Genomic DNA, 17,660 nt, shown 5'->3' on the forward strand with positions numbered 1-17,660 from the left:
CTCATCGACCAACGCTCATGGAAGGGTTTCGCGCACGCTGGAGGCCAGGCCGTCGAAGATCGAATCCGCGCTGACCTGATAGGTGCCACTGTCGATGGCCTGGCGCAGCGCCGCGACTTTCTCCATGTCCACGTCCGCCGACGTTGCGACCTGCGAGCTGGCGGTGCTGCTGGAGACTTGCACGCCGTCGTCGAGAGTGGCTTCGAGAGGTTGCAGTTCCACGCGTTGATTACCGCCTGCTTTGCTGTCAGCGGGCGCCAGGGTGTTGGTCAGGTTTGCACTTATGATTTTCACGTTAGAGGCTTCAATTGGCTGTGGTTGGGTCAACTATCGGCAATCGCGACGGCAAACTTTGACCGGTAATCGGGTTTTGCTGAAAAAATCAGTAGCGCAGTTGCAATTCGTTCTGGCCCACCACCTGGGCGTTGAGCATTTTGCCGTCGTTGCCCATGACGCGCACGTTGCCGCCCAGGCTGCCGTTGTCCAGTGCCTTGCCTTCGCGGCGGATGGTGAAGCCAGCGCCCCGGGCCTGCAGGACCACGCGGGCGTTCCGCTCGACCAGCCAACGCTCGCGCACGTGATTCACGGTGATCACCATGCCCCGGCTTAGGTTGCGGCTGGCCTGGCGGCCGATGATCTGCGAAGGCTCGAACACGCTGCCTTTGGGCAGGCGCTCCAGCGGGCCGCGCTTGAGTTCCAGCATCGGCGCCTTGATCACCTCACCCGCGGCAATCCGCTGACGGCTGACCACGTAGTCGCCGACCACGCGCACGCTGACTTGCAGGTAACCCGCGACCTCGTCCAGGCAACGCACGCCCACGGCCACACGACCGATCACGCTTTGCTCCGGGCGCACCAGGTACGGCCGCGGGTGGGCGCAGGCCGCGATGCGCGCCGCTGGCTGGCCGATGTCCACGGCAACCAATTGGGCGCGCGCGGGCAAGCGTGGCGCAATCACCTCGCGCACCTGCTCCTGCAGGCCGTCCGCCTGGGCCAGGGTGCAGCACAACAGGCCCATCAAGCCCCACATCCGTCTTGTCATCGATCCCGCCCTCCGCGCTACCCAGCGCAGAATTCTAGTCGCCCCGCCAGCGAGGCAAGGCCTGAATTGGTCGTCAAATAGCGGCCTGTTTCGGCCTTTGCCGGGGCAGCCTTGGGACTAACCTGCGAGCCGTTCATTTATTTGATGCACAGGTCCGCAACCATGATCGACAAGCTCGACAACGAGCTGCGCTTTCAGCAGGACGCAATGAGTTTGCGGGCTGAGCGCCAGCAGGTATTGGCCAATAACATCGCCAACGCCGACACACCCAACTTCCGCGCGCGGGATTTCGACTTCAGCGCCGAACTGGCCAGCTCCCTGCAAAAGTCCCACACCCAGGGCCGCGGCATGACCCTGGCCACCACGTCCGACCGCCACCTGCACGCCGACTCCAGCCGCTTCGCCAGCCGCGACCTGCTCTACCGCGTGCCGGACCAACCGAGCCTGGACGGCAACACCGTGGACATGGACCGCGAACGCGCGCAGTTCACCGATAACGCCGTGCGGTACCAGGCCAGCCTGACCTTTCTGAGCAGCCGCCTGCAGTCGCTCAAGACCGCCATGCAGTCCGAATAACCCAGGGAAACCACCATGTCGATGTTCAGTATTTTCGATATCGCCGGCTCCGCGCTGAGCGCCCAGTCCCAGCGCATGAACGTAACCGCCAGCAACCTGGCCAACGCCGACACCACCAGCGGCCCGGACAACGAAGCCTACCGGGCGCGGCAGGTGGTGTTCGAGTCGCAATACCAGGCCGGCAGCAGCATCGGTGGCGTGCGCGTCAGCCAGGTGGTCGAAGACGGCTCGCCGATGCGCCAGGAATACCGCCCCGGCGACCCATTGGCCGACGAATCGGGCTTCGTGACCATGCCCAACGTCGAGCCGGTGGGCGAAATGGTCAACATGATCTCCGCGTCGCGCTCTTACCAGGCCAACGTCGAGGTCATGTCCACCAGCAAGGAAATGATGCTGAAAACTTTGACCCTAGGTGAGGCGTAAACCATGACCAGTACGATTGCCAGCTCGGTGCTGTCGACGATGAACAGCACCAGCACCACTGCCGAAAGCACCACTTCGGCGGCGGACGATTTGCAGGACCAGTTCCTCACGCTGCTGACCACCGAGCTGCAGAACCAGGACCCCACCGACCCGATGGACAACAGTGAGATGGTCACCCAGCTGGCGCAGATCAGCACCATCAGCAGCATCGAAGACGTCACCAGCACCCTGGAAGGCATCTCCAGCCAGATCAGCGCCTCCGAAACCCTGCAAGCCTCGGCCTTGGTGGGCAACGGCGTGTTGATCGACGGCAATGTGATCCAGGTCGACAGCGGCGTGGCGACCACGTTTGGCGTCACTCTGGACAGCGATGCCGACAGCGTCAGCGTCACCATCAAAGACAGCAGCGGCACCGTCGTGCGGACCCTGGACGAGGGCAGCATGAGCGCCGGCACCCAGGCGTTGTCGTGGGACGGCCTGCAAGACGACGGCACCACGGCCGCCGACGGCGCCTACACCTTCTCTATCAGCGCTACCACCGACGACGTCGCCGTGGCCAGCACCGCCCTGAAATACGCGCTGGTCACCGGCGTCACCACCGACAGCAGCAACGAAGTCGCGCTGGACCTGGGGGGCGTCAACGACAACGTCGCCCTCAGCGACATCAGTCTTGTCCTCTGACCCTCTACCTAACGAAGGAGAAACACCATGGCTTTTTCCCAAGCGCTCAGTGGTCTGTCGGCAGCGTCCACCGACCTCAACGTGGTCAGCAACAACATTTCCAACTCCCAGACCGTGGGCTTCAAAAGCTCGACCACGCAGTTCGCCGATGTGTACTCCGGCGCCGACGTCGGCCTGGGTACCCAGGTCTCGGGCGTGGTGCAGAACTTCGAATCCGGCAGCCTGACCACCACCGATAACGCCCTGGACCTGGCGATCAACGGTGACGGTTTCTTCACCTTCTCCGACGGCACGCAAACCGTGTACTCGCGCAACGGCCAACTGACCCTGACCGCCGATGGTTACCTGGAAAACGCCGCCGGCGATCAACTGCTCGGGGTCAACGGCGTGATCCAGATCCCCACCACCGGCATGCAAGCCAGCGCCAGCACCGAGCTGGACGCAGAGCTGAACCTGGACGCCAGCGAGGACATCATCACCACCACCTTCGACCAGACCGACTCGTCGACCTACTCCTATTCCACCAGCGCGACACTCTACGACTCCCTGGGCATCAGCCACACCAGCACCCTGTATTTCAGCAAGACCGCCGACAACACCTGGGACGTACACACCGCCATCGACGGCAACCTGCTGACCGACTCCCAGACCGTCAGCTTCAGTTCCAGCGGCCTGATCACCAGCGGCGAAACCGGCACCTACACCTACGACCCGGCCAACGGCGCGGCCAGCCTGTCGCTGACCCTGGACCTGACCGGCACGACCCAGTTCGGCAACGACTCCTCGGTGTCCGACATCACCCAGAACGGCTACACCTCCGGCAGCCTGGTGAGCTTCACCATCGACGAGACCGGCACGGTGGTCGCCACCTACTCCAACGACCAGACCAAAAACATCGACCAGATCCAGCTGGCCACCTTCAGCAATGAAAACGGCCTCAAAGCCAACGGCGACAACACCTGGCTGGCCACCACCTCCTCCGGCCAGGCGCTGCTCGGCGTGGCCAGCAGCGGCTCGCTGGGCTCGATCCTGAGCGGCACCACCGAAGACTCCAACGTCGACCTGACCGCCGAACTGGTCAACCTGATCATTGCCCAGCGCAACTTCCAGGCGAACGCCAAGTCGGTGACGGCGCAAAGCGAAGTGTTGCAGCAAGCCGTGAATATCGGTTCCTGACCCTATGGATCGCATGCTCTTCACGGCCATGAGCGGGGCCAATCAGGCGCTCGAACAGCAGGCCGTCGTGGCCAACAACCTGGCCAATATCGTCACCCCGGGGTTTCGCGCGCAACTGGTGGAGATGCAGTCTTCGCCGGTGGCGGGCGAAGGCTTGCCGACCCGCGTGTCGGTGGCCGCCAACGGCGTGGGCGTGGACTGGAGCGAAGGGCCGATCGTGCATACCGACCGCGCGCTGGACGTGGCCCTTGGCGCAAACGTGATGCTCGCCGTGCAGGCCGGCAACGGCCAGGAAGCCTACACCCGGCGCGGTGACCTGCAGGTCGACGGCACCGGCGCCATGACCGTGGGTGGGCGCCCGGTGATCGGTGACGGCGGGCCGATCAGCGTGCCGCTGGGCAGCGAGGTCACCCTGGGCAGCGACGGCACCATCAGCGTGCGCGAGCTGGGCATGGAACCCCGCGGTTTGAGCCCGGTGGGCAAGTTGAAGCTGGTGTCGGCGCCGCCCGGCACCTTGCAGGCCGGCACCGACGGCTTGTTCCGCAGCGCGAACGCGCAGCCGCTGCCGGCCGACGACAGCCTGCGCGTGGCGCCCGGTGCGTTGGAAGGCAGCAACGTCAGCCCGACCAACGCCATGGTCGCGATGATCGACAACTCGCGGCGCTACGACATGCAGATGAAAGCCATCAGCACCGCCGACGAAAACGCCAAACGCGCCAACAGCCTGCTTTCCCTGCAGGGCTGACCTCCCGGTTGAATAGACAAGGAACCGAACGATGATCCGATCACTGTGGACGGCGAAAACCGGACTGGAAGCCCAGCAGGGGCAAATGGACGTGATCGCCAACAACCTGGCGAACGTCAGCACCAACGGCTTCAAGCGCTCGCGGGCAGTGTTCGAAGACCTGGTGTACCAGAACGTGCGCCAGCCCGGCGCCCAGAGCAGCACGGACACGCGCCTGCCCTCCGGCTTGCAAGTGGGCACCGGCGTGCGCGAAGTCGCCACCGAGCGCCTGCACACCCAGGGCAACCTGGAGCAGACCAGCAACTCCAAGGACCTGGCCATCAACGGCCAGGGCTTTTTCCAGGTGGACATGCCCGACGGCAGCACCGGCTACACCCGTGACGGCAGCTTCCAGCTCGATGCCAATGGCGAGATGGTTACCTCCAACGGCTACAAGCTGTCGGCCGGCGTGACCATCCCGGCCAACGCCACAGCCATCACGATCAGCAGCGACGGCATCGTCTCGGTGACCACGCCCGCCGCGTCTACCTCGACCCAGGTCGGCCAATTGAACCTGGCGTTGTTCATCAACCCGGCCGGCCTGGAAAGCATCGGCCAGAACCTGTACCTGGAAACCGATGCCTCGGGCTCGCCCACCGAAACCACGCCGGGCCTGAACGGCGGCGGCACGCTGTCCCAGGGCTACGTGGAAACCTCCAACGTCAACGTGGTGGAAGAAATGGTCGGCATGATCCAGACCCAGCGCGCCTATGAAATCAACAGTAAGGCCGTCGAAAGCTCGGACGAGATGCTCCAGCGTCTGACCCAGCTCTGAGCGCCCGGTTCGAGACTCCCTTTATGGCTCACAAGTATCTTCTGGCCGGCGTGCTGGCCCTCGCCGGCTGCGATCAACTGCCCCACAAACCGGTGGTGCCCGACGAAGAAGTCCAGGCGCAGGGCTACCCCGCGCGCCTGGCCAACGGCTCGATCTACCAGAGCAGCCGCTCGCAACCGCTGTTCGAAGACCGCCGCCCGCGCATGGTCGGCGACACCCTGACCATCCAGCTGGAAGAACAGGTCAGCGCCAGCAAGAACTCCTCCTCCAATGCCAGCCGCGCCGGCTCCATGGGATTGAGCCTGGCGACCACCTCCAGCCGCGCCAGCCAGGTCGGCTCCTTTGGGCTGGATGCTTCGACGACTCATGACTTCCTGGGCGCCGGCGGTTCCCAGGCGAACAACTCGTTCACCGGCACGATTTCCGTGACGGTGATGCAGGTGATGCCCAACGGGCACTTGCGTGTGCGCGGCGACAAACAGATCGCGATCAACCAGGGCACCGAGTTCATCCGCTTTTCCGGGCTGGTCAACCCGCGCAGCATCACCGGCGAGAACACCGTGTCATCGACCCAGGTGTCCCAGGCGCGCATCGAATACGTGGGCGATGGCTACATCAACGAAGCGCAGCGGATGGGCTGGCTCCATCGCATCCTCCTCAACGTTTCCCCTTTCTGAGTACCCACGCCATGTTCACTAGAGCCGCCCGAACGTTGCGCACCCTGCTGCTGAGCTGCCCGTTGTGGCTGGGGGCAACGGTTCACGCCGAGCAGATTCGCGACATCGCCGACTTCGCCGGCATCCGCCCCAACAACCTGGTGGGCTACGGCCTGGTGGTCGGCCTGGATGGCAGCGGCGACCAGACCACCCAGAGCCCGTTCACCGAACAGGGCCTGACCAACATGCTGTCGCAATTGGGCGTGACCCTGCCGGCCGGCGCGAACATGCAGATGCGCAATATCGCGGCGGTGATCGTCACCGCCAACCTGCCGGCCCTCTCGCGCCCGGGGCAGCAGATCGATGTGGTGGTGTCGTCCATCGGCAACGCCAAAAGCCTGCGCGGCGGCACCTTGCTGATGACCCCGATGAAGGGCGCCGACGGCGAGGTGTACGCCATGGCACAGGGCAACCTGCTGGTGGGCGGCGCCGGCGCGTCGGCCAACGGCAGCAGCGTGACGGTCAACCAGTTGGCCGGCGGGCGCATCAGCCGAGGCGCGATTATCGAGCGCACGGTGGCGCTGAATTTGAACAACGACCACGGCCTGCTTGGTTTGTCCCTGCACGAACCGGACTCGGCCACGGCACAACGCGTGGTGTATGCGATCAACCTGGAAATGCGTCGAACCGTGGCCTCGGCGGTGGACGGCGGGATGATCGAGATTCAGGGCCCGGTGTCGCCCAATGAGCGCACCAACTTCATGGCGCGCATCGAGAGCATCGAAGTGTTGCCGATCCAGGCGCGCCCCAAGGTGATCCTCGATTCGCGCACCGGCTCCATTGTGCTCAACAGCTCGGTGAAGCTGTACCGCGCCGCCGTGGCACACGGCAATTTGTCGGTGATCATCGACACCACCAACACGGTCAGCCAGCCCGGCGCCTTCAGTGGCGGCCAGACGACGACCAGCTCCCAGAGCAATATTTCCATCGAGTCCCAAGGCGGTTCGCTGCATTTGCTCGAAGGCACGGCGAACCTGATGGACGTGATCAAGGGCCTGAATGCGCTCGGCGCCACGCCACAGGACCTGATGGTGATCTTGCAGGCGCTCAAGGCGGCCGGTTCCTTGCGGGCCGAGTTGGAGATCATCTGATGAACAAAGGCGGCAGTACCGATGGCTTTGCCCTGGATGTGCAAGGCCTGGACCGGCTGCGCAACAGCGCGCACCTGGACCCGCAATCGGGGCTCAAGCAAGCCAGCAAGCAGTTCGAGGCGCTGTTCCTGCAGATGATGCTCAAGAGCATGCGGGCGGCGGTGCCCAAGTCGGAGATGTCGAACAACTCGCAGACCGAGATGTACACCGAGATGCTCGACCAGCAGTGGGCCCAGAGCCTAGCGGGCAAAGGTATCGGCCTGGCCGAGCAACTGACCCGACAACTGAGCGGCTACACCACCCGGCAGGCGCCTGAACTGGACAGCGCCACCACAGCCTTCCTCGACCTGCCGCCCTCGCGCCCCTCGCCGTTTGCCAGCCCGGCGTTCGATGCCTGGAAACGCCGTGAAGTCAGCGGCGCCGACAAGGACCAGCCCGAGCATGTACAGGCGTTTATCGCGCGCTTGAGCGAACCGGCGCAAAAGGCCGCCCGCGCCAGTGGCGTACCCGCCGAGTTGATCCTGGCCCAGGCCGCCCTGGAAACCGACTGGGGCCGGCGCACCATCACCACCGCCCAGGGCGCCGACAGCCACAACCTGTTCGGCATCAAGGCCGGCGGCCAGTGGCAAGGCGCGACGACCCAGGTGATGACCACCGAATACACCGACGCCCAAGCGCAAAAACAGCTGGAAGCGTTTCGTGTCTATACCTGCGACGACGCTGCCTTCAACGACTATGCACGCCTGATGCGCAACCGCCCCGGTTATGCCGCCGTGCGCAATGCCGTCGATGCGCCCCAGGCCGCCATCGCGTTGCAACAGGGCGGTTACGCCACCGACCCGCGCTATGCACAGAAGCTGATTTCGGTGATGGCCACCATCGGTCCGCTGCGCAACGTGCCGGCCGTGGCGCAACTGCAAAACGATTTATAGAACAGGGGTCAAGTTGCCCTTTTGCCGGGCCGATAGTGCCAACCATGTAGCCCAGGAGCTTCTCGATGAGCATTATTTCCATTGGCGTCAGCGGCCTGACCGCCGCGCAGATCGCCCTCAGCACCAGCAGCAGCAACACCACCAACGCCTACACGGCGGGCTACACCTTGCAGGTGGCGAACTTCTCCGAATCCACCTCGGGCAGCGGCGTGCAGATCGCCAGCGTCGACCGCCAGTACAACCAATTCGTCACCAGCCAGCTCAACAGCTCCATCAGCGCCGAAAGCGCGCTGTCGACCTACCAGACCGAAGTCGACCAGATCGATAGCCTGCTGGCCGATGGCGATGCCAGCCTCGACACCCTGATGCAAAGCTTCTTCTCGTCGATCCAGACCCTGACCTCCGACGCCAGCGACACCGCCGCGCGCGAAGAAGTGGTCGGCGCCGCGCAAACCCTGACCTCGCAGTTCACCCAGTTGGGCAGCTACCTGGACGACATGGCCAGCGACGTGAACAGCCAGATCAGCGACCAGGTCACCCAGGTCAACGACCTCACCGAACAGATCGCCGGCCTCAACAAAAAGATCAGCCTGTCCGACGCCCTGGGTTCGACGTCCAACGCCCTGCTCGACCAGCGCGACCTGCTGGTCAGCCAGCTCAGTGAACTGGTGGACGTGGATGTCACCACCCAAAGCAACGGCAGCTACACCGTGGCACTGAGCAACGGCCTGGCGCTGGTGTCGGGCAATGACAGCTTCGATCTGCAGACCGCCGTCTCGGCCAGCGACCCGACGCAAACCGTGGTCACCTACGTCGACGCCGCCGGCCACACCACCGTGCTCGACGACTCCACCTTCGAAGGCGGCTCCCTGGGCGGCCTGATGGACTTTCGCGACACCAGCCTGAGCGACGCGCAAAACCAGCTGGGCATCCTGGCAGTGAGCCTGACCCAAGCCTTCAACACCTTGCAGGCAGCAGGCATCGACCTGAATGGCGACAGCGGCAGCGCGTTCTTCTCGGTGGATGACCCGAGCATCTACGGCAACACCCAGAACACCGGCGACGCGACGCTGAGCGCGACCTTTACCGACGATGTCAGCGCCCTGAGCGCTACCGACTACACCGTCAAGTATTCCGCCACCGACGGCTACATGGTGACCCGCAACGACAGCGGCGCCAGCGTCACCTCGACCTACGACGCCAATAACGACACCCTGACCTTCGCCGGCATGAGCGTGGCCATCAGCGGCACCGCCGATGACGGCGACAGTTTCCTGGTACTGCCCACACGCAACGCCGCCAGCAGTTTCAGCACCTTGACCAGCGACGGCAGCCTGATCGCGGCAGGCACCTCCACCGGCAGCAGCGACAACAGCAATGCCCTGGCGATGCTCAACCTGCAGACCGACAGCATCGTCGGCGGCAGCAAGACCCTCAGCCAGACCTACTCGGCGCTGGTCAGCGACGTGGGCAGCACCGCCAGCAAGGTCGCCGGGCAACTGGAAACCCAGTCGGGCCTCACCGAGCAACTGACCACGCTGCAACAGTCGGAATCGGGGGTGAACCTGGATGAAGAGGCGGCCGACCTGATCGTCTACCAGCAGTATTACCAGGCCTGCGCGAAGGTGGTCGAAGTGGGCACGTCCCTGCTCGACACCCTCCTCGATATCAACTGATAACTTTCTGAGCGGAGCGACGCCATGCGCCTCAGCAGTGCGACGATTTACAACCAAAGCCTGAACTCGATGCTCGCCCAGGAAAGCGCCTATCAGGACGCCGCCCAGGAAGTGTCCAGCGGCACCCGGGTGGTCAACCCTTCGGATGATTCGCTGGCCGCCGCCCAGGCCGTCAACGTGCGCCAGGCCATCGCCGCGAATACGCAATATGCCGACTCGCGCAGCACCATCAGCACGTCCTTGTCCCAGGAAGAAAGCACCCTGGACAGCATCAACGATGCCATCACCAGCGCCAAGGCGCTGATCGTGCAAGCCAACAACGGCACCTTGAGCGACGCTGACCGCGAGTCCATCGCCACCTCGCTGCAAGGGGTGTACGACACGCTGGTGACACTGGCCAACGCCACCGACAGCAACGGCAACTATCTGTTTTCCGGCTACCAGAGCCAAAGCCCGGCGTTTGCCACCGATGCCAATGGCGATCTGGTGTATCAGGGCGACAACAACGCGGTCACACAACAGGTCAGCTCCACTCAGAGCATGGCCAGCGGCGATACCGGGGCGACGATTTTCCTTTCGGTGAGCAGTTCGGCGGGGTTTATCGCCGAGGCCGGCGACAATAGCGGCAGCGTGACCTACAGCGGCCCGACCATTACCGATACCCAGGACGCCAATTACGGCAGCGGCTTCAGCCTGACCTTCAGCACCGCCGCCGACGGCACCGCGCAATACAGCCTCGACGGCGCCACCCCGGTGACGTACACCTCGGGCGACACGCTGGAAGTCAACGGCCTGTCCCTGACCTTGAGCGGCACCCCGGTGGACGGCGACACGGTTACCGTGAGCAAGGCCGCCGACGCCGACCCGGACCTGTTCGCGACCCTGAAAAACCTGATCTCGGTGCTGCAGACCCCGGTGGAAACCGACGCCGACCAGGCCAACCTGGACAACACCCTGTCCACCGCCAGTCGCCAACTGAGCAATGCCCAGGACAACGTACTCACAGTGCAGACCTCTGTCGGCTCGCGGCTTAACCAGCTGGACGTGCTCGACACCATCGGCGACGACCTGGCGCTGAGCTACACCGAACGCCTGTCGGGGTTGGTGGATGCCGACTACACCGAGTCGGTCACCGAGTACACCGCACTGCAAGTGGCCTTGCAGGCGGCGCAGCAGACCTTCGTCAGCATCCAAAAGATGTCGCTGTTCGAATACATCTAAAACTGCGAGAGGGAGCTTGCTCCCGATAGCGCTGGATCAGTCACCAGATGCATGGGCTGAAACACCGCCATCGGGGGCAAGCCCCCTCCCACAGTTGGACCGTGGCAGCTGATTGGCCAAAAATAGTCCTAAACCCAGCCCACAGAAGCCCATCAACTGCGACGCCCCCATGTCACTGTTCAAACACATCAAAAACTGTGAGAGGGAGCTTGCTCCCGATAGCGGTAGATCAGTCACCAGATGCATGGGCTGAAACACCGCTATCGGGGGCAAGCCCCCTCCCACAGTTGGACCGTGGCAGCTGATTGGCCAAAAATAGTCCTAAACCCAGCCCACAAAAGCCCATCAACTGCGACGCCCCCATGTCACTGTTCGAACACATCAAAAACTGTGGGAGGGAGCTTGCTCCCGATAGCGCTGGATCAGTCACCAGATGCATGGGCTGAAACACCGCCATCGGGGGCAAGCCCCCTCCCACAGTTGGACCGTGGCAGCTGATTGGCCAAAAATAGTCCTAAACCCAGCCCACAGAAGCCCATCAACTGCGACGCCCCCATGTCACTGTTCAAACACATCAAAAACTGTGAGAGGGAGCTTGCTCCCGATAGCGATAGATCAGTCACCAGATGCATGGGCTGAAACACCGCTATCGGGAGCAAGCCCCCTCCCACAGTTGGACCGTGGCAGCTGATTGGCCAAAAATAGTCCTAAACCCAGCCCACAGAAGCCCATCAACTGCGAAGCCCCCATGTCACTGTTCAAACACATCAAAAACTGTGGGAGGGAGCTTGCTCCCGATAGCGCTGGATCAGTCACCAGATGCATGGGCTGAAACACCACCATCGGGGGCAAGCCCCCTCCCACAGTTGGACCGTGGCAGCTGACTGGCCAAAAATAGTCCTAAACCCAGCCCACAGAAGCCCATCAACTGCGACGCCCCCATGTCACTGTTCAAACACATCAAAAACTGTGGGAGGGAGCTTGCTCCCGATAGCGCTGGATCAGTCACCAGATGCATGGGCTGAAACACCACCATCGGAAGCAAGCTCCCTCCCACAGTTGGACCAGGGTGCATGAGTCAAGCAAGGGTCATGTTGTCGACCAGGTACTGCATGAAGTGCAGGGTGTTGGTGAGCAGGCTGGCCAGAAACGGTCCCAGGTCGCCCATCACCACCATCAGCAGGATCAGGCCCACGGACAAGGTCAGCGGGAAGCCTACCGAGAACACCGTCAACTGTGGCGACACCCGGTTGAGAATGCCCATGGCCAGGCTGATGATCAGCAGCGTGGCGACCATCGGCAAAGCCAGCAACAGGCCAGTGAGAAAGATCGTGCTGCCATAGCGCGCAATCAGGTTCCAGGCGTTGGGGTCAAAACGCAGGTGGCCGATGGGCAGCGTCTTGAACGTGGTCGCCAGCAGTTCGAGCACCATGAGGTGGCCGTCCAGCGCGAGGAACATCAGGATCGTGATCATGCCCAGGTAGCGCGACAGCACCAGGCTGTTGGTGCTGGTATCGGCGGAAAAGAATGTGGCAAACGCCAGCCCCATCTGCATGCCGCAGATATCGCCGGTCATCTCCACCACCGCCAGCGTCACGCGCATCACCATGCCCAGCGACATGCCGATCAGCACCTGCTCCACCGTCACCCCAAGGCCGGCCCAGGAAAACAGCGACACCTCCGGCAGCGCCGGCAAATTGGGCGCCAGCAAGAAAGCCAGCAGCATCGCCAGGCCGACCTTCACCTGGCTCGACACGTTTTTGTGGCCGAGGATCGGGTCGCTCATCAGGTACGCCAGCACGCGGCAGAACGGCCAGAAAAAGCTGGTGAGCCACAGTTGCAGTTGCGCCGAACTGACCTCGATCAAGGTGCGTCAGCCAATCAACGTGGGCAGGCTGGTGAACAGCGCGCGGGTGTAGTCCACCAGCATTTCCATGATCAAGGGCCCGGCGATCACCAGCACCACGCACACACCGATGATCTTGGGGATAAACGAGAGGGTCGATTCGTTGATCTGCGTGGCCGCCTGGAACAGGCTCACCAGCAAGCCGACAAACAGCGTCACGAACAACACGGGCGCGGCCACGATCATGCTCATCCGCATGCCTTTGTAAGCCAGATCCATGACCATTTCCGGCGTCATCGTCTACGTCCTCATCAGGTATAAAAACTCTGCGCCAGGGAACCGAGCAGCAACTGCCAGCCGTCTACCAGCACAAACAGCATCAACTTGAACGGCAGCGAGATGGTCGACGGCGGCACCATCATCATGCCCAGCGCCATCAACACGCTCGCCACCACCAGGTCGATGATCAGGAACGGGATAAAAATGGTGAAACCGGCCTGGAACGCGGTCTTCAATTCACTGGTGACAAAGGCCGGCAGCAACACACGCATGGGCACATCCTCCGGCCCTTGCAGGTCGCCGATGCGCGCCACCCGTGCGAATAATGCGAGGTCGCCCTGGCGGGTCTGGGTCAGCATGAAGGCGCGAAACGGCTGGCTGCCCTTGTCGAGAAATTGCTCCACCGTGATCTCGTCCCGGGAGAACGGCTGCCAGGCGGTTTCGTATGCCTGGTCGAGGGTTGGCGACATGACGAAAAACGTCAGGAACAGCGCCAGCCCCAGCAGCACCTGGTTCGGCGGCGCCGAGGTGGTGCCGATGGCCGTGCGCAGCAGGCCGAGCACAATGATGATGCGGGTGAACCCGGTCATCATCAGCAGCACCGCCGGCAGGAACGCCATGGCGCTGAGCAGCAGCAGGGTCTGCAGGCTCAGCGACCATTGCTGGCCGCCGGCCTGGCCGGTGAAGGCGTTCAGGCCCTGCATCGCCGGTTCCAGGGCCGTCATGAGGCGCGCCCCTTGCGCAGGTTGTGCTTCAGCGCATGCGTGAGGCGTTCGGCAAAACTGTCGCCCGGTGCGACCGCCGCCGGCTCAGGCTCGGCTGCCGGCGCGTCCATTTGCGCCAGGGCGGTGACTTGCTGGGCCGTCACCCCCAGCACCAGCCATTGGCCGCGCACCTCCACAATCACCACCTTTTCACGCTGGCCCAGCCCGGTGCTGCTGACCACCCGCAGCATCTTCCCCGGTGCCAACGGCCGTGAACCCATGCGCCGCGCGAGCCAGCCGCACACCAGCACGCAGGCGAGCACCACCACCAGCGCCAGGCCGGTCTTGCCCAGCAATGCCAGGTTCATCACGTTGTCCGAGGGCACGCCAAGGGGCGCGGGTGTTGCGCTGACCAGGCTCATCGGTTGAGCTTTTGCACGCGTTCGGACGGAGTAATGATTTCCGTGATCCGAATGCCGTATTTGTCATCCACCACCACCACTTCGCCCTGGGCGATCAGGTAGCTGTTGATCAGGATGTCCATCGGTTCCCCCGCCAGGCCGTCCAGCGCCAGCACCGAGCCCTGGGCCAGTTCCAGCAATTGCTTGATGGTGATTCGGGTGCGGCCCAGTTCCACGCTGAGCTTGACCGGAATATCCATGATCATTTCCAGCTCACGCGCAGCCGCCGCAGGTGCTGGCACCGGCAACGGCTTGAACAGGCTCGAGCCTACGCTTGGCGCCGGGCCGGCAACCGCCGCGTCGGCTTGCTCCTGTTCGGCCAAGGCCGCCGCCCACGGGTCGTCGTCACCGGCCTCGGCGGCCTGTTCGGCCAGGGCGTCAGCCCATTCATCGGGCTCTTGGGGCTCGAGGGTGTTTGAATCAGTCATGATCGGATTCCTTGGCAGTGGACACGTGGCCCTTCACGAATCGGCTGGTAGAAGAGGAGGAAAGACTCAGCGAGTGATCGACCAGGTCCTTCACAAGTAACGCGCGCACGCCGTTCTGGCTGCCGTATTCGCAGGTCATGACCGGCACGCCGTCGACCCGCGCACTGACGATCTCGGGCAGGTCGATAGGCAGCACATCGCCGACCTTGAGCGCCATGACCTGGCCCATCCGCGCATCCAGCTCGACAAAGTCGGCGATCAGCTCAATCTCGGAATGGGTGATCTCGCCGGCCATGCGCTTGTTCCAGTGGCGCTCTTCCTCGGGATTGGTATCCGTCAGCGGGCCGTTGAGCAGTTGGCGCATCGGCTCGATCATCAGGTACGGGATCACGATGTTGAAATCGCTGGACAGGTTGCCGACCTCCAGGTGGAAGGTGGCATTCACCACGATTTCATTCGGTGAACTGGTGATGTTGGCGAACTTGGCCTGCATCTCGGAACGCAGGTATTCGATTTCCAGGGGGTAGACCGACTTCCAGGCGTCCTTGTAGGCATCCACCGACAACCCCAGCAAACGCCGGATGATGCGCTGTTCGGTGTGGGTGAACTCGCGACCTTCGGACTTGGTCACGAAACGCCCGTCGCCGCCGAACAGGTTGTCCACCACCATGAACACCACGCTGGGCGGGAACACCACCAGGGCCGTGCCGCGCAGCGGTTTCATGGCCAACAGATTGATGTTGGTGGGCATCGGCATGTGCATCGAGAATTCGCTGTAGCTCTGGTAACGCACGCTTTTGACGGTGATATCGATGCTGCGCCGGATCAGGTTGAACAGGCTCATGCGAAAGTAACGGGCGAAGCGTTCGTTGATGATGTCCAGGGCGTGCAAACGCTCATGGATCACCCGGTGCTGGGTCGCCGGGTCGTAAGGGCGCACCCGCGCGGCGTCCAGGGTGTCGGCGTCATCCGCCGCAGCGTCGCCGTCGTCGCCCCCGCGAAGCAACATGTCGATCTCGTCCTGGGAGAGCAAATCGTCAATGGCCATGGGTTATTGCACGATAAAGTCGGTGTACAGCACGCGCAGCACCGCAGGTGCGGGTTGCTGCGGCGCCAGGGGCTGCTTGAGAGTTTCCAGGACCTTGCCGGCAAGCGCCGCCTTGCCCTGGGGCGTGATCACCTGCGTGGTGTTCTGCCCGCTCAACAGGGTCAACAACTGGCTGCGTATTTGCGGCATGTATTGCTGCAGCAGGGCCTGGGTCGCGTCATCCGCCACTTCCAGGGCAAACCCCACGTACAGCAGGCTTTGCTCATCGCGCTCGTTCACCAGGTTGACCGTCATCGGGGCGATGGTGACCAACCGCGGCGCCTGGGGCTTTTGCGCCACGGGCTCGACCGTCACTGCCTCAGCCGCCATGCCATGTTGACTGAAATAGAGGTAGGTGCCGCCGGAACTGGCGGCGACGACGACCAGCGCCAGCAGCAGAATCAAGAGCCAGGGGGTTTTGCGGGTGGTGGTCATTGGCTGGAACCATGGAATGAAGGAAAACGGTTAGGCAGGGCTCAAGTATGACCATCGCCCTGCTCCGCCCATGGCGCGATAAGACCAGGGTAACGGCGGTATCTCGCTGTTTTGATTTGAGAATCAGACGTACAGGTCCACGCCCGAACTGCGCAGCACCACCTGCTGGACGTGCGTCGGGAGTGCTTCGTCGCGGCTGACCGCTGCGCTGGACGGCTGGGCCTGCGGATCACGCGGTGTCTGGCCGCCCGCGGCCTGGCGTGAAGACTGGTCGCTGACCGAGGCTTGCCCCAACGCGATGCCTTGGGTGGCCAGCGCCTCGCGCAACTGCGGCAACGCCTGCTCCACCGCCGCCCGCACCGACGCATGGGCGGCCTGGAACTGCGCCTGGGTGGTGCCGTCATTCAGGTTGAGGCTGATGGACAACGGGCCGAGTTCGGCCGGGTGCAGGCGCAAGTCCACTTGCTGCTCGCCACGCGTGACCATGTCGACCATCTGCTGGCCCAGGTCAGTCTGCCAATCGGCGCTGCCGATGGCGGCCGTGAGCACTAGGCCATTGCTCGCAACCGTGTCGGCGACGGCCAGATTCGTCGGGCTGAAGGATGCCGCTGAAAGGCTGAAGACACTCTGCGGATCGGGCTGGCTCTGCGCCTGGTTGTCGTGCGTTTGCGCGCGCACGCTGGGCACGCTGTCGGCGACGCTGGCGACCAGCGTCGGCATGGCGTCGGGCAGGTCGATCGGTTGCGGCGTATCCGCCTCGTCATCCGCCGCAGGCAGGCTGGTCGCCTGGGCCGATACACGACTGCTGATCAGCGGGGCGGGCTCGGCTGACTCAGCGCTGACCACCACAGGCAGCGGCACGCTGACAGGCGTCGGCGGTGCCATGATCATTGCGGCGGTATCCAGCTGGCCGGCGCTTTCGATCAGGGCCATGCGCTGGCGAATGTCGTCCAGCGAGCTGTCGCCCTTGGTCGTCGGCTCAGGTTCTTCAACCGCTGTCACGGGTTGATCGGGCCAGGCATTCGGCACCTCGTCCACCGCTACGGGCTCTGGCTCAGCCAGCGGCACTGGCGCTGCGACCACCGGCGTGGGCAGTGCAGCCGCAGCCGGTTCCGGCATGACCGGGGCGGTGTCCGCAGCCGCCAATGCCGGTGCCAATGTCGGGGCCGGTGCCAACTGAACCACCGGCAGCGGGTCAGCCACTGGCGCATCGACCTGGCTTAATACCGCGGCAAACGACTCACTCGGCGCAACCGTCGCCTCAGCGGGAAGACTGGCCGGCGCAGGCGCTGCGGTCGATGGCGCTAACGACGCGAGAATGTCCATG

Annotated in this window: 21 protein-coding genes; 11 read left to right on the plus strand and 10 right to left on the minus strand. The window is 63.5% G+C overall.

From position 1 onward, the window contains the following. Nucleotides 1-15: 15 nt before the first annotated feature. Complete coding sequence (gene flgM / locus LQ249_RS25780) at nt 16-294, minus strand: flagellar biosynthesis anti-sigma factor FlgM (protein WP_046382157.1); 279 nt, start codon at nt 292-294, stop codon at nt 16-18. 88 nt (nt 295-382) lie between these two features. Next, complete coding sequence (gene flgA / locus LQ249_RS25785; RefSeq protein WP_227778721.1) at nt 383-1,042, minus strand: flagellar basal body P-ring formation chaperone FlgA; 660 nt, start codon at nt 1,040-1,042, stop codon at nt 383-385. 162 nt (nt 1,043-1,204) lie between these two features. Here flgA and flgB point away from each other — a divergent pair, with 162 nt between their 5' ends. The 11 genes from flgB (at nt 1,205) to flgL (ending at nt 11,093) form a co-directional block, all read left to right on the plus strand. Then, the gene (flgB, locus tag LQ249_RS25790) at nt 1,205-1,618 is read left to right on the plus strand and encodes a flagellar basal body rod protein FlgB (RefSeq protein ID WP_046382155.1); all 414 of its coding nucleotides are present in this window, start codon (nt 1,205-1,207) and stop codon (nt 1,616-1,618) included. A 15-nt stretch (nt 1,619-1,633) separates the two neighbouring features. Beyond that, nucleotides 1,634-2,041 carry a flagellar basal body rod protein FlgC gene (flgC, locus tag LQ249_RS25795; RefSeq protein ID WP_108524530.1) on the plus strand — a complete coding sequence of 136 codons (408 nt, stop codon included), beginning with the start codon at nt 1,634-1,636 and terminating at the stop codon, nt 2,039-2,041. A gap of 3 nt (nt 2,042-2,044) precedes the next feature. Further along, nucleotides 2,045-2,722: a flagellar hook assembly protein FlgD gene (locus tag LQ249_RS25800; protein ID WP_046382153.1), complete on the plus strand. Its 678-nt coding sequence runs from the start codon at nt 2,045-2,047 to the stop codon at nt 2,720-2,722. 27 nt (nt 2,723-2,749) lie between these two features. After that, nucleotides 2,750-3,898, plus strand: a complete 1,149-nt coding sequence (gene flgE, locus LQ249_RS25805; RefSeq protein WP_046382152.1) for a flagellar hook protein FlgE — start codon at nt 2,750-2,752, stop codon at nt 3,896-3,898. 4 nt (nt 3,899-3,902) lie between these two features. After that, a complete protein-coding gene (locus tag LQ249_RS25810) occupies nt 3,903-4,643 on the plus strand; it encodes a flagellar basal body rod protein FlgF (RefSeq protein ID WP_046382151.1) in 741 nt (246 codons plus the stop codon). A gap of 31 nt (nt 4,644-4,674) precedes the next feature. Beyond that, nucleotides 4,675-5,457 carry a flagellar basal-body rod protein FlgG gene (gene flgG / locus LQ249_RS25815; RefSeq protein ID WP_108524536.1) on the plus strand — a complete coding sequence of 261 codons (783 nt, stop codon included), beginning with the start codon at nt 4,675-4,677 and terminating at the stop codon, nt 5,455-5,457. A 23-nt stretch (nt 5,458-5,480) separates the two neighbouring features. Continuing rightward, complete coding sequence (locus tag LQ249_RS25820) at nt 5,481-6,134, plus strand: flagellar basal body L-ring protein FlgH (protein WP_232565977.1); 654 nt, start codon at nt 5,481-5,483, stop codon at nt 6,132-6,134. A gap of 11 nt (nt 6,135-6,145) precedes the next feature. Then, the gene (locus LQ249_RS25825) at nt 6,146-7,264 is read left to right on the plus strand and encodes a flagellar basal body P-ring protein FlgI (protein WP_108524538.1); all 1,119 of its coding nucleotides are present in this window, start codon (nt 6,146-6,148) and stop codon (nt 7,262-7,264) included. Then, on the plus strand, nt 7,264-8,196 hold the full coding sequence (flgJ, locus tag LQ249_RS25830) for a flagellar assembly peptidoglycan hydrolase FlgJ (protein ID WP_232565978.1): 933 nt from the start codon (nt 7,264-7,266) through the stop codon (nt 8,194-8,196). The genes LQ249_RS25825 and flgJ overlap by 1 nt, the downstream gene beginning before the upstream one ends. Before the next feature lie 65 nt (nt 8,197-8,261). Beyond that, the gene (gene flgK, locus LQ249_RS25835; RefSeq protein ID WP_232565979.1) at nt 8,262-9,872 is read left to right on the plus strand and encodes a flagellar hook-associated protein FlgK; all 1,611 of its coding nucleotides are present in this window, start codon (nt 8,262-8,264) and stop codon (nt 9,870-9,872) included. Between the two features lie 24 nt (nt 9,873-9,896). Beyond that, nucleotides 9,897-11,093 (plus strand): flagellar hook-associated protein FlgL, encoded by a 1,197-nt coding sequence (gene flgL / locus LQ249_RS25840; RefSeq protein WP_232565980.1) that lies wholly within the window; start codon nt 9,897-9,899, stop codon nt 11,091-11,093. 1,078 nt (nt 11,094-12,171) lie between these two features. Here flgL and fliR read toward each other — a convergent pair. From fliR to LQ249_RS25880, 8 genes are all read right to left on the minus strand, one after another. Then, nucleotides 12,172-12,960, minus strand: a complete 789-nt coding sequence (fliR, locus tag LQ249_RS25845) for a flagellar biosynthetic protein FliR (RefSeq protein ID WP_079444656.1) — start codon at nt 12,958-12,960, stop codon at nt 12,172-12,174. Between the two features lie 6 nt (nt 12,961-12,966). Then, entirely contained in the window at nt 12,967-13,236 is a 270-nt protein-coding gene (gene fliQ / locus LQ249_RS25850; RefSeq protein ID WP_046382143.1) for a flagellar biosynthesis protein FliQ, read from the minus strand. A gap of 14 nt (nt 13,237-13,250) precedes the next feature. Beyond that, nucleotides 13,251-13,943, minus strand: a complete 693-nt coding sequence (gene fliP / locus LQ249_RS25855) for a flagellar type III secretion system pore protein FliP (RefSeq protein WP_232565981.1) — start codon at nt 13,941-13,943, stop codon at nt 13,251-13,253. Beyond that, on the minus strand, nt 13,940-14,344 hold the full coding sequence (gene fliO / locus LQ249_RS25860; protein ID WP_046382141.1) for a flagellar biosynthetic protein FliO: 405 nt from the start codon (nt 14,342-14,344) through the stop codon (nt 13,940-13,942). Before fliO ends, fliP begins: the two co-directional genes overlap by 4 nt. Beyond that, nucleotides 14,341-14,811 (minus strand): flagellar motor switch protein FliN, encoded by a 471-nt coding sequence (gene fliN / locus LQ249_RS25865; RefSeq protein WP_046382140.1) that lies wholly within the window; start codon nt 14,809-14,811, stop codon nt 14,341-14,343. The genes fliO and fliN overlap by 4 nt, the downstream gene beginning before the upstream one ends. Next, on the minus strand, nt 14,804-15,859 hold the full coding sequence (gene fliM / locus LQ249_RS25870) for a flagellar motor switch protein FliM (RefSeq protein WP_046382139.1): 1,056 nt from the start codon (nt 15,857-15,859) through the stop codon (nt 14,804-14,806). The genes fliN and fliM overlap by 8 nt, the downstream gene beginning before the upstream one ends. A 3-nt stretch (nt 15,860-15,862) precedes the next feature. Continuing rightward, on the minus strand, nt 15,863-16,333 hold the full coding sequence (gene fliL, locus LQ249_RS25875; protein ID WP_046382138.1) for a flagellar basal body-associated protein FliL: 471 nt from the start codon (nt 16,331-16,333) through the stop codon (nt 15,863-15,865). Between the two features lie 123 nt (nt 16,334-16,456). Then, nucleotides 16,457-17,659: a flagellar hook-length control protein FliK gene (locus LQ249_RS25880; RefSeq protein ID WP_232565982.1), complete on the minus strand. Its 1,203-nt coding sequence runs from the start codon at nt 17,657-17,659 to the stop codon at nt 16,457-16,459. Nucleotide 17,660: the final 1 nt, after the last annotated feature.

It is taken from the genome of Pseudomonas sp. 7-41 (assembly GCF_021233075.1).
Classification (GTDB): Bacteria; Pseudomonadota; Gammaproteobacteria; order Pseudomonadales; family Pseudomonadaceae; genus Aquipseudomonas; species Aquipseudomonas veronii.

Excerpts from the sequence above, each read along its gene's own strand:
- flgE (WP_046382152.1), top strand. The coding sequence starts at position 2,750 with ATGGCTTTTTCCCAAGCGCTCAGTGGTCTGTCGGCAGCGTCCACCGAC.
- fliM (WP_046382139.1), bottom strand. The coding sequence starts at position 15,859 with ATGGCCATTGACGATTTGCTCTCCCAGGACGAGATCGACATGTTGCTT.
- fliO (WP_046382141.1), bottom strand. The coding sequence starts at position 14,344 with ATGAGCCTGGTCAGCGCAACACCCGCGCCCCTTGGCGTGCCCTCGGAC.
- fliP (WP_232565981.1), bottom strand. The coding sequence starts at position 13,943 with ATGACGGCCCTGGAACCGGCGATGCAGGGCCTGAACGCCTTCACCGGC.
- flgL (WP_232565980.1), top strand. The coding sequence starts at position 9,897 with ATGCGCCTCAGCAGTGCGACGATTTACAACCAAAGCCTGAACTCGATG.
- flgA (WP_227778721.1), bottom strand. The coding sequence starts at position 1,042 with ATGACAAGACGGATGTGGGGCTTGATGGGCCTGTTGTGCTGCACCCTG.
- fliL (WP_046382138.1), bottom strand. The coding sequence starts at position 16,333 with ATGACCACCACCCGCAAAACCCCCTGGCTCTTGATTCTGCTGCTGGCG.
- flgC (WP_108524530.1), top strand. The coding sequence starts at position 1,634 with ATGTCGATGTTCAGTATTTTCGATATCGCCGGCTCCGCGCTGAGCGCC.
- LQ249_RS25820 (WP_232565977.1), top strand. The coding sequence starts at position 5,481 with ATGGCTCACAAGTATCTTCTGGCCGGCGTGCTGGCCCTCGCCGGCTGC.
- LQ249_RS25880 (WP_232565982.1), bottom strand. The coding sequence starts at position 17,659 with ATGGACATTCTCGCGTCGTTAGCGCCATCGACCGCAGCGCCTGCGCCG.
- flgG (WP_108524536.1), top strand. The coding sequence starts at position 4,675 with ATGATCCGATCACTGTGGACGGCGAAAACCGGACTGGAAGCCCAGCAG.
- flgB (WP_046382155.1), top strand. The coding sequence starts at position 1,205 with ATGATCGACAAGCTCGACAACGAGCTGCGCTTTCAGCAGGACGCAATG.
- flgK (WP_232565979.1), top strand. The coding sequence starts at position 8,262 with ATGAGCATTATTTCCATTGGCGTCAGCGGCCTGACCGCCGCGCAGATC.
- LQ249_RS25825 (WP_108524538.1), top strand. The coding sequence starts at position 6,146 with ATGTTCACTAGAGCCGCCCGAACGTTGCGCACCCTGCTGCTGAGCTGC.
- fliQ (WP_046382143.1), bottom strand. The coding sequence starts at position 13,236 with ATGACGCCGGAAATGGTCATGGATCTGGCTTACAAAGGCATGCGGATG.
- LQ249_RS25810 (WP_046382151.1), top strand. The coding sequence starts at position 3,903 with ATGGATCGCATGCTCTTCACGGCCATGAGCGGGGCCAATCAGGCGCTC.
- flgJ (WP_232565978.1), top strand. The coding sequence starts at position 7,264 with ATGAACAAAGGCGGCAGTACCGATGGCTTTGCCCTGGATGTGCAAGGC.
- fliN (WP_046382140.1), bottom strand. The coding sequence starts at position 14,811 with ATGACTGATTCAAACACCCTCGAGCCCCAAGAGCCCGATGAATGGGCT.
- LQ249_RS25800 (WP_046382153.1), top strand. The coding sequence starts at position 2,045 with ATGACCAGTACGATTGCCAGCTCGGTGCTGTCGACGATGAACAGCACC.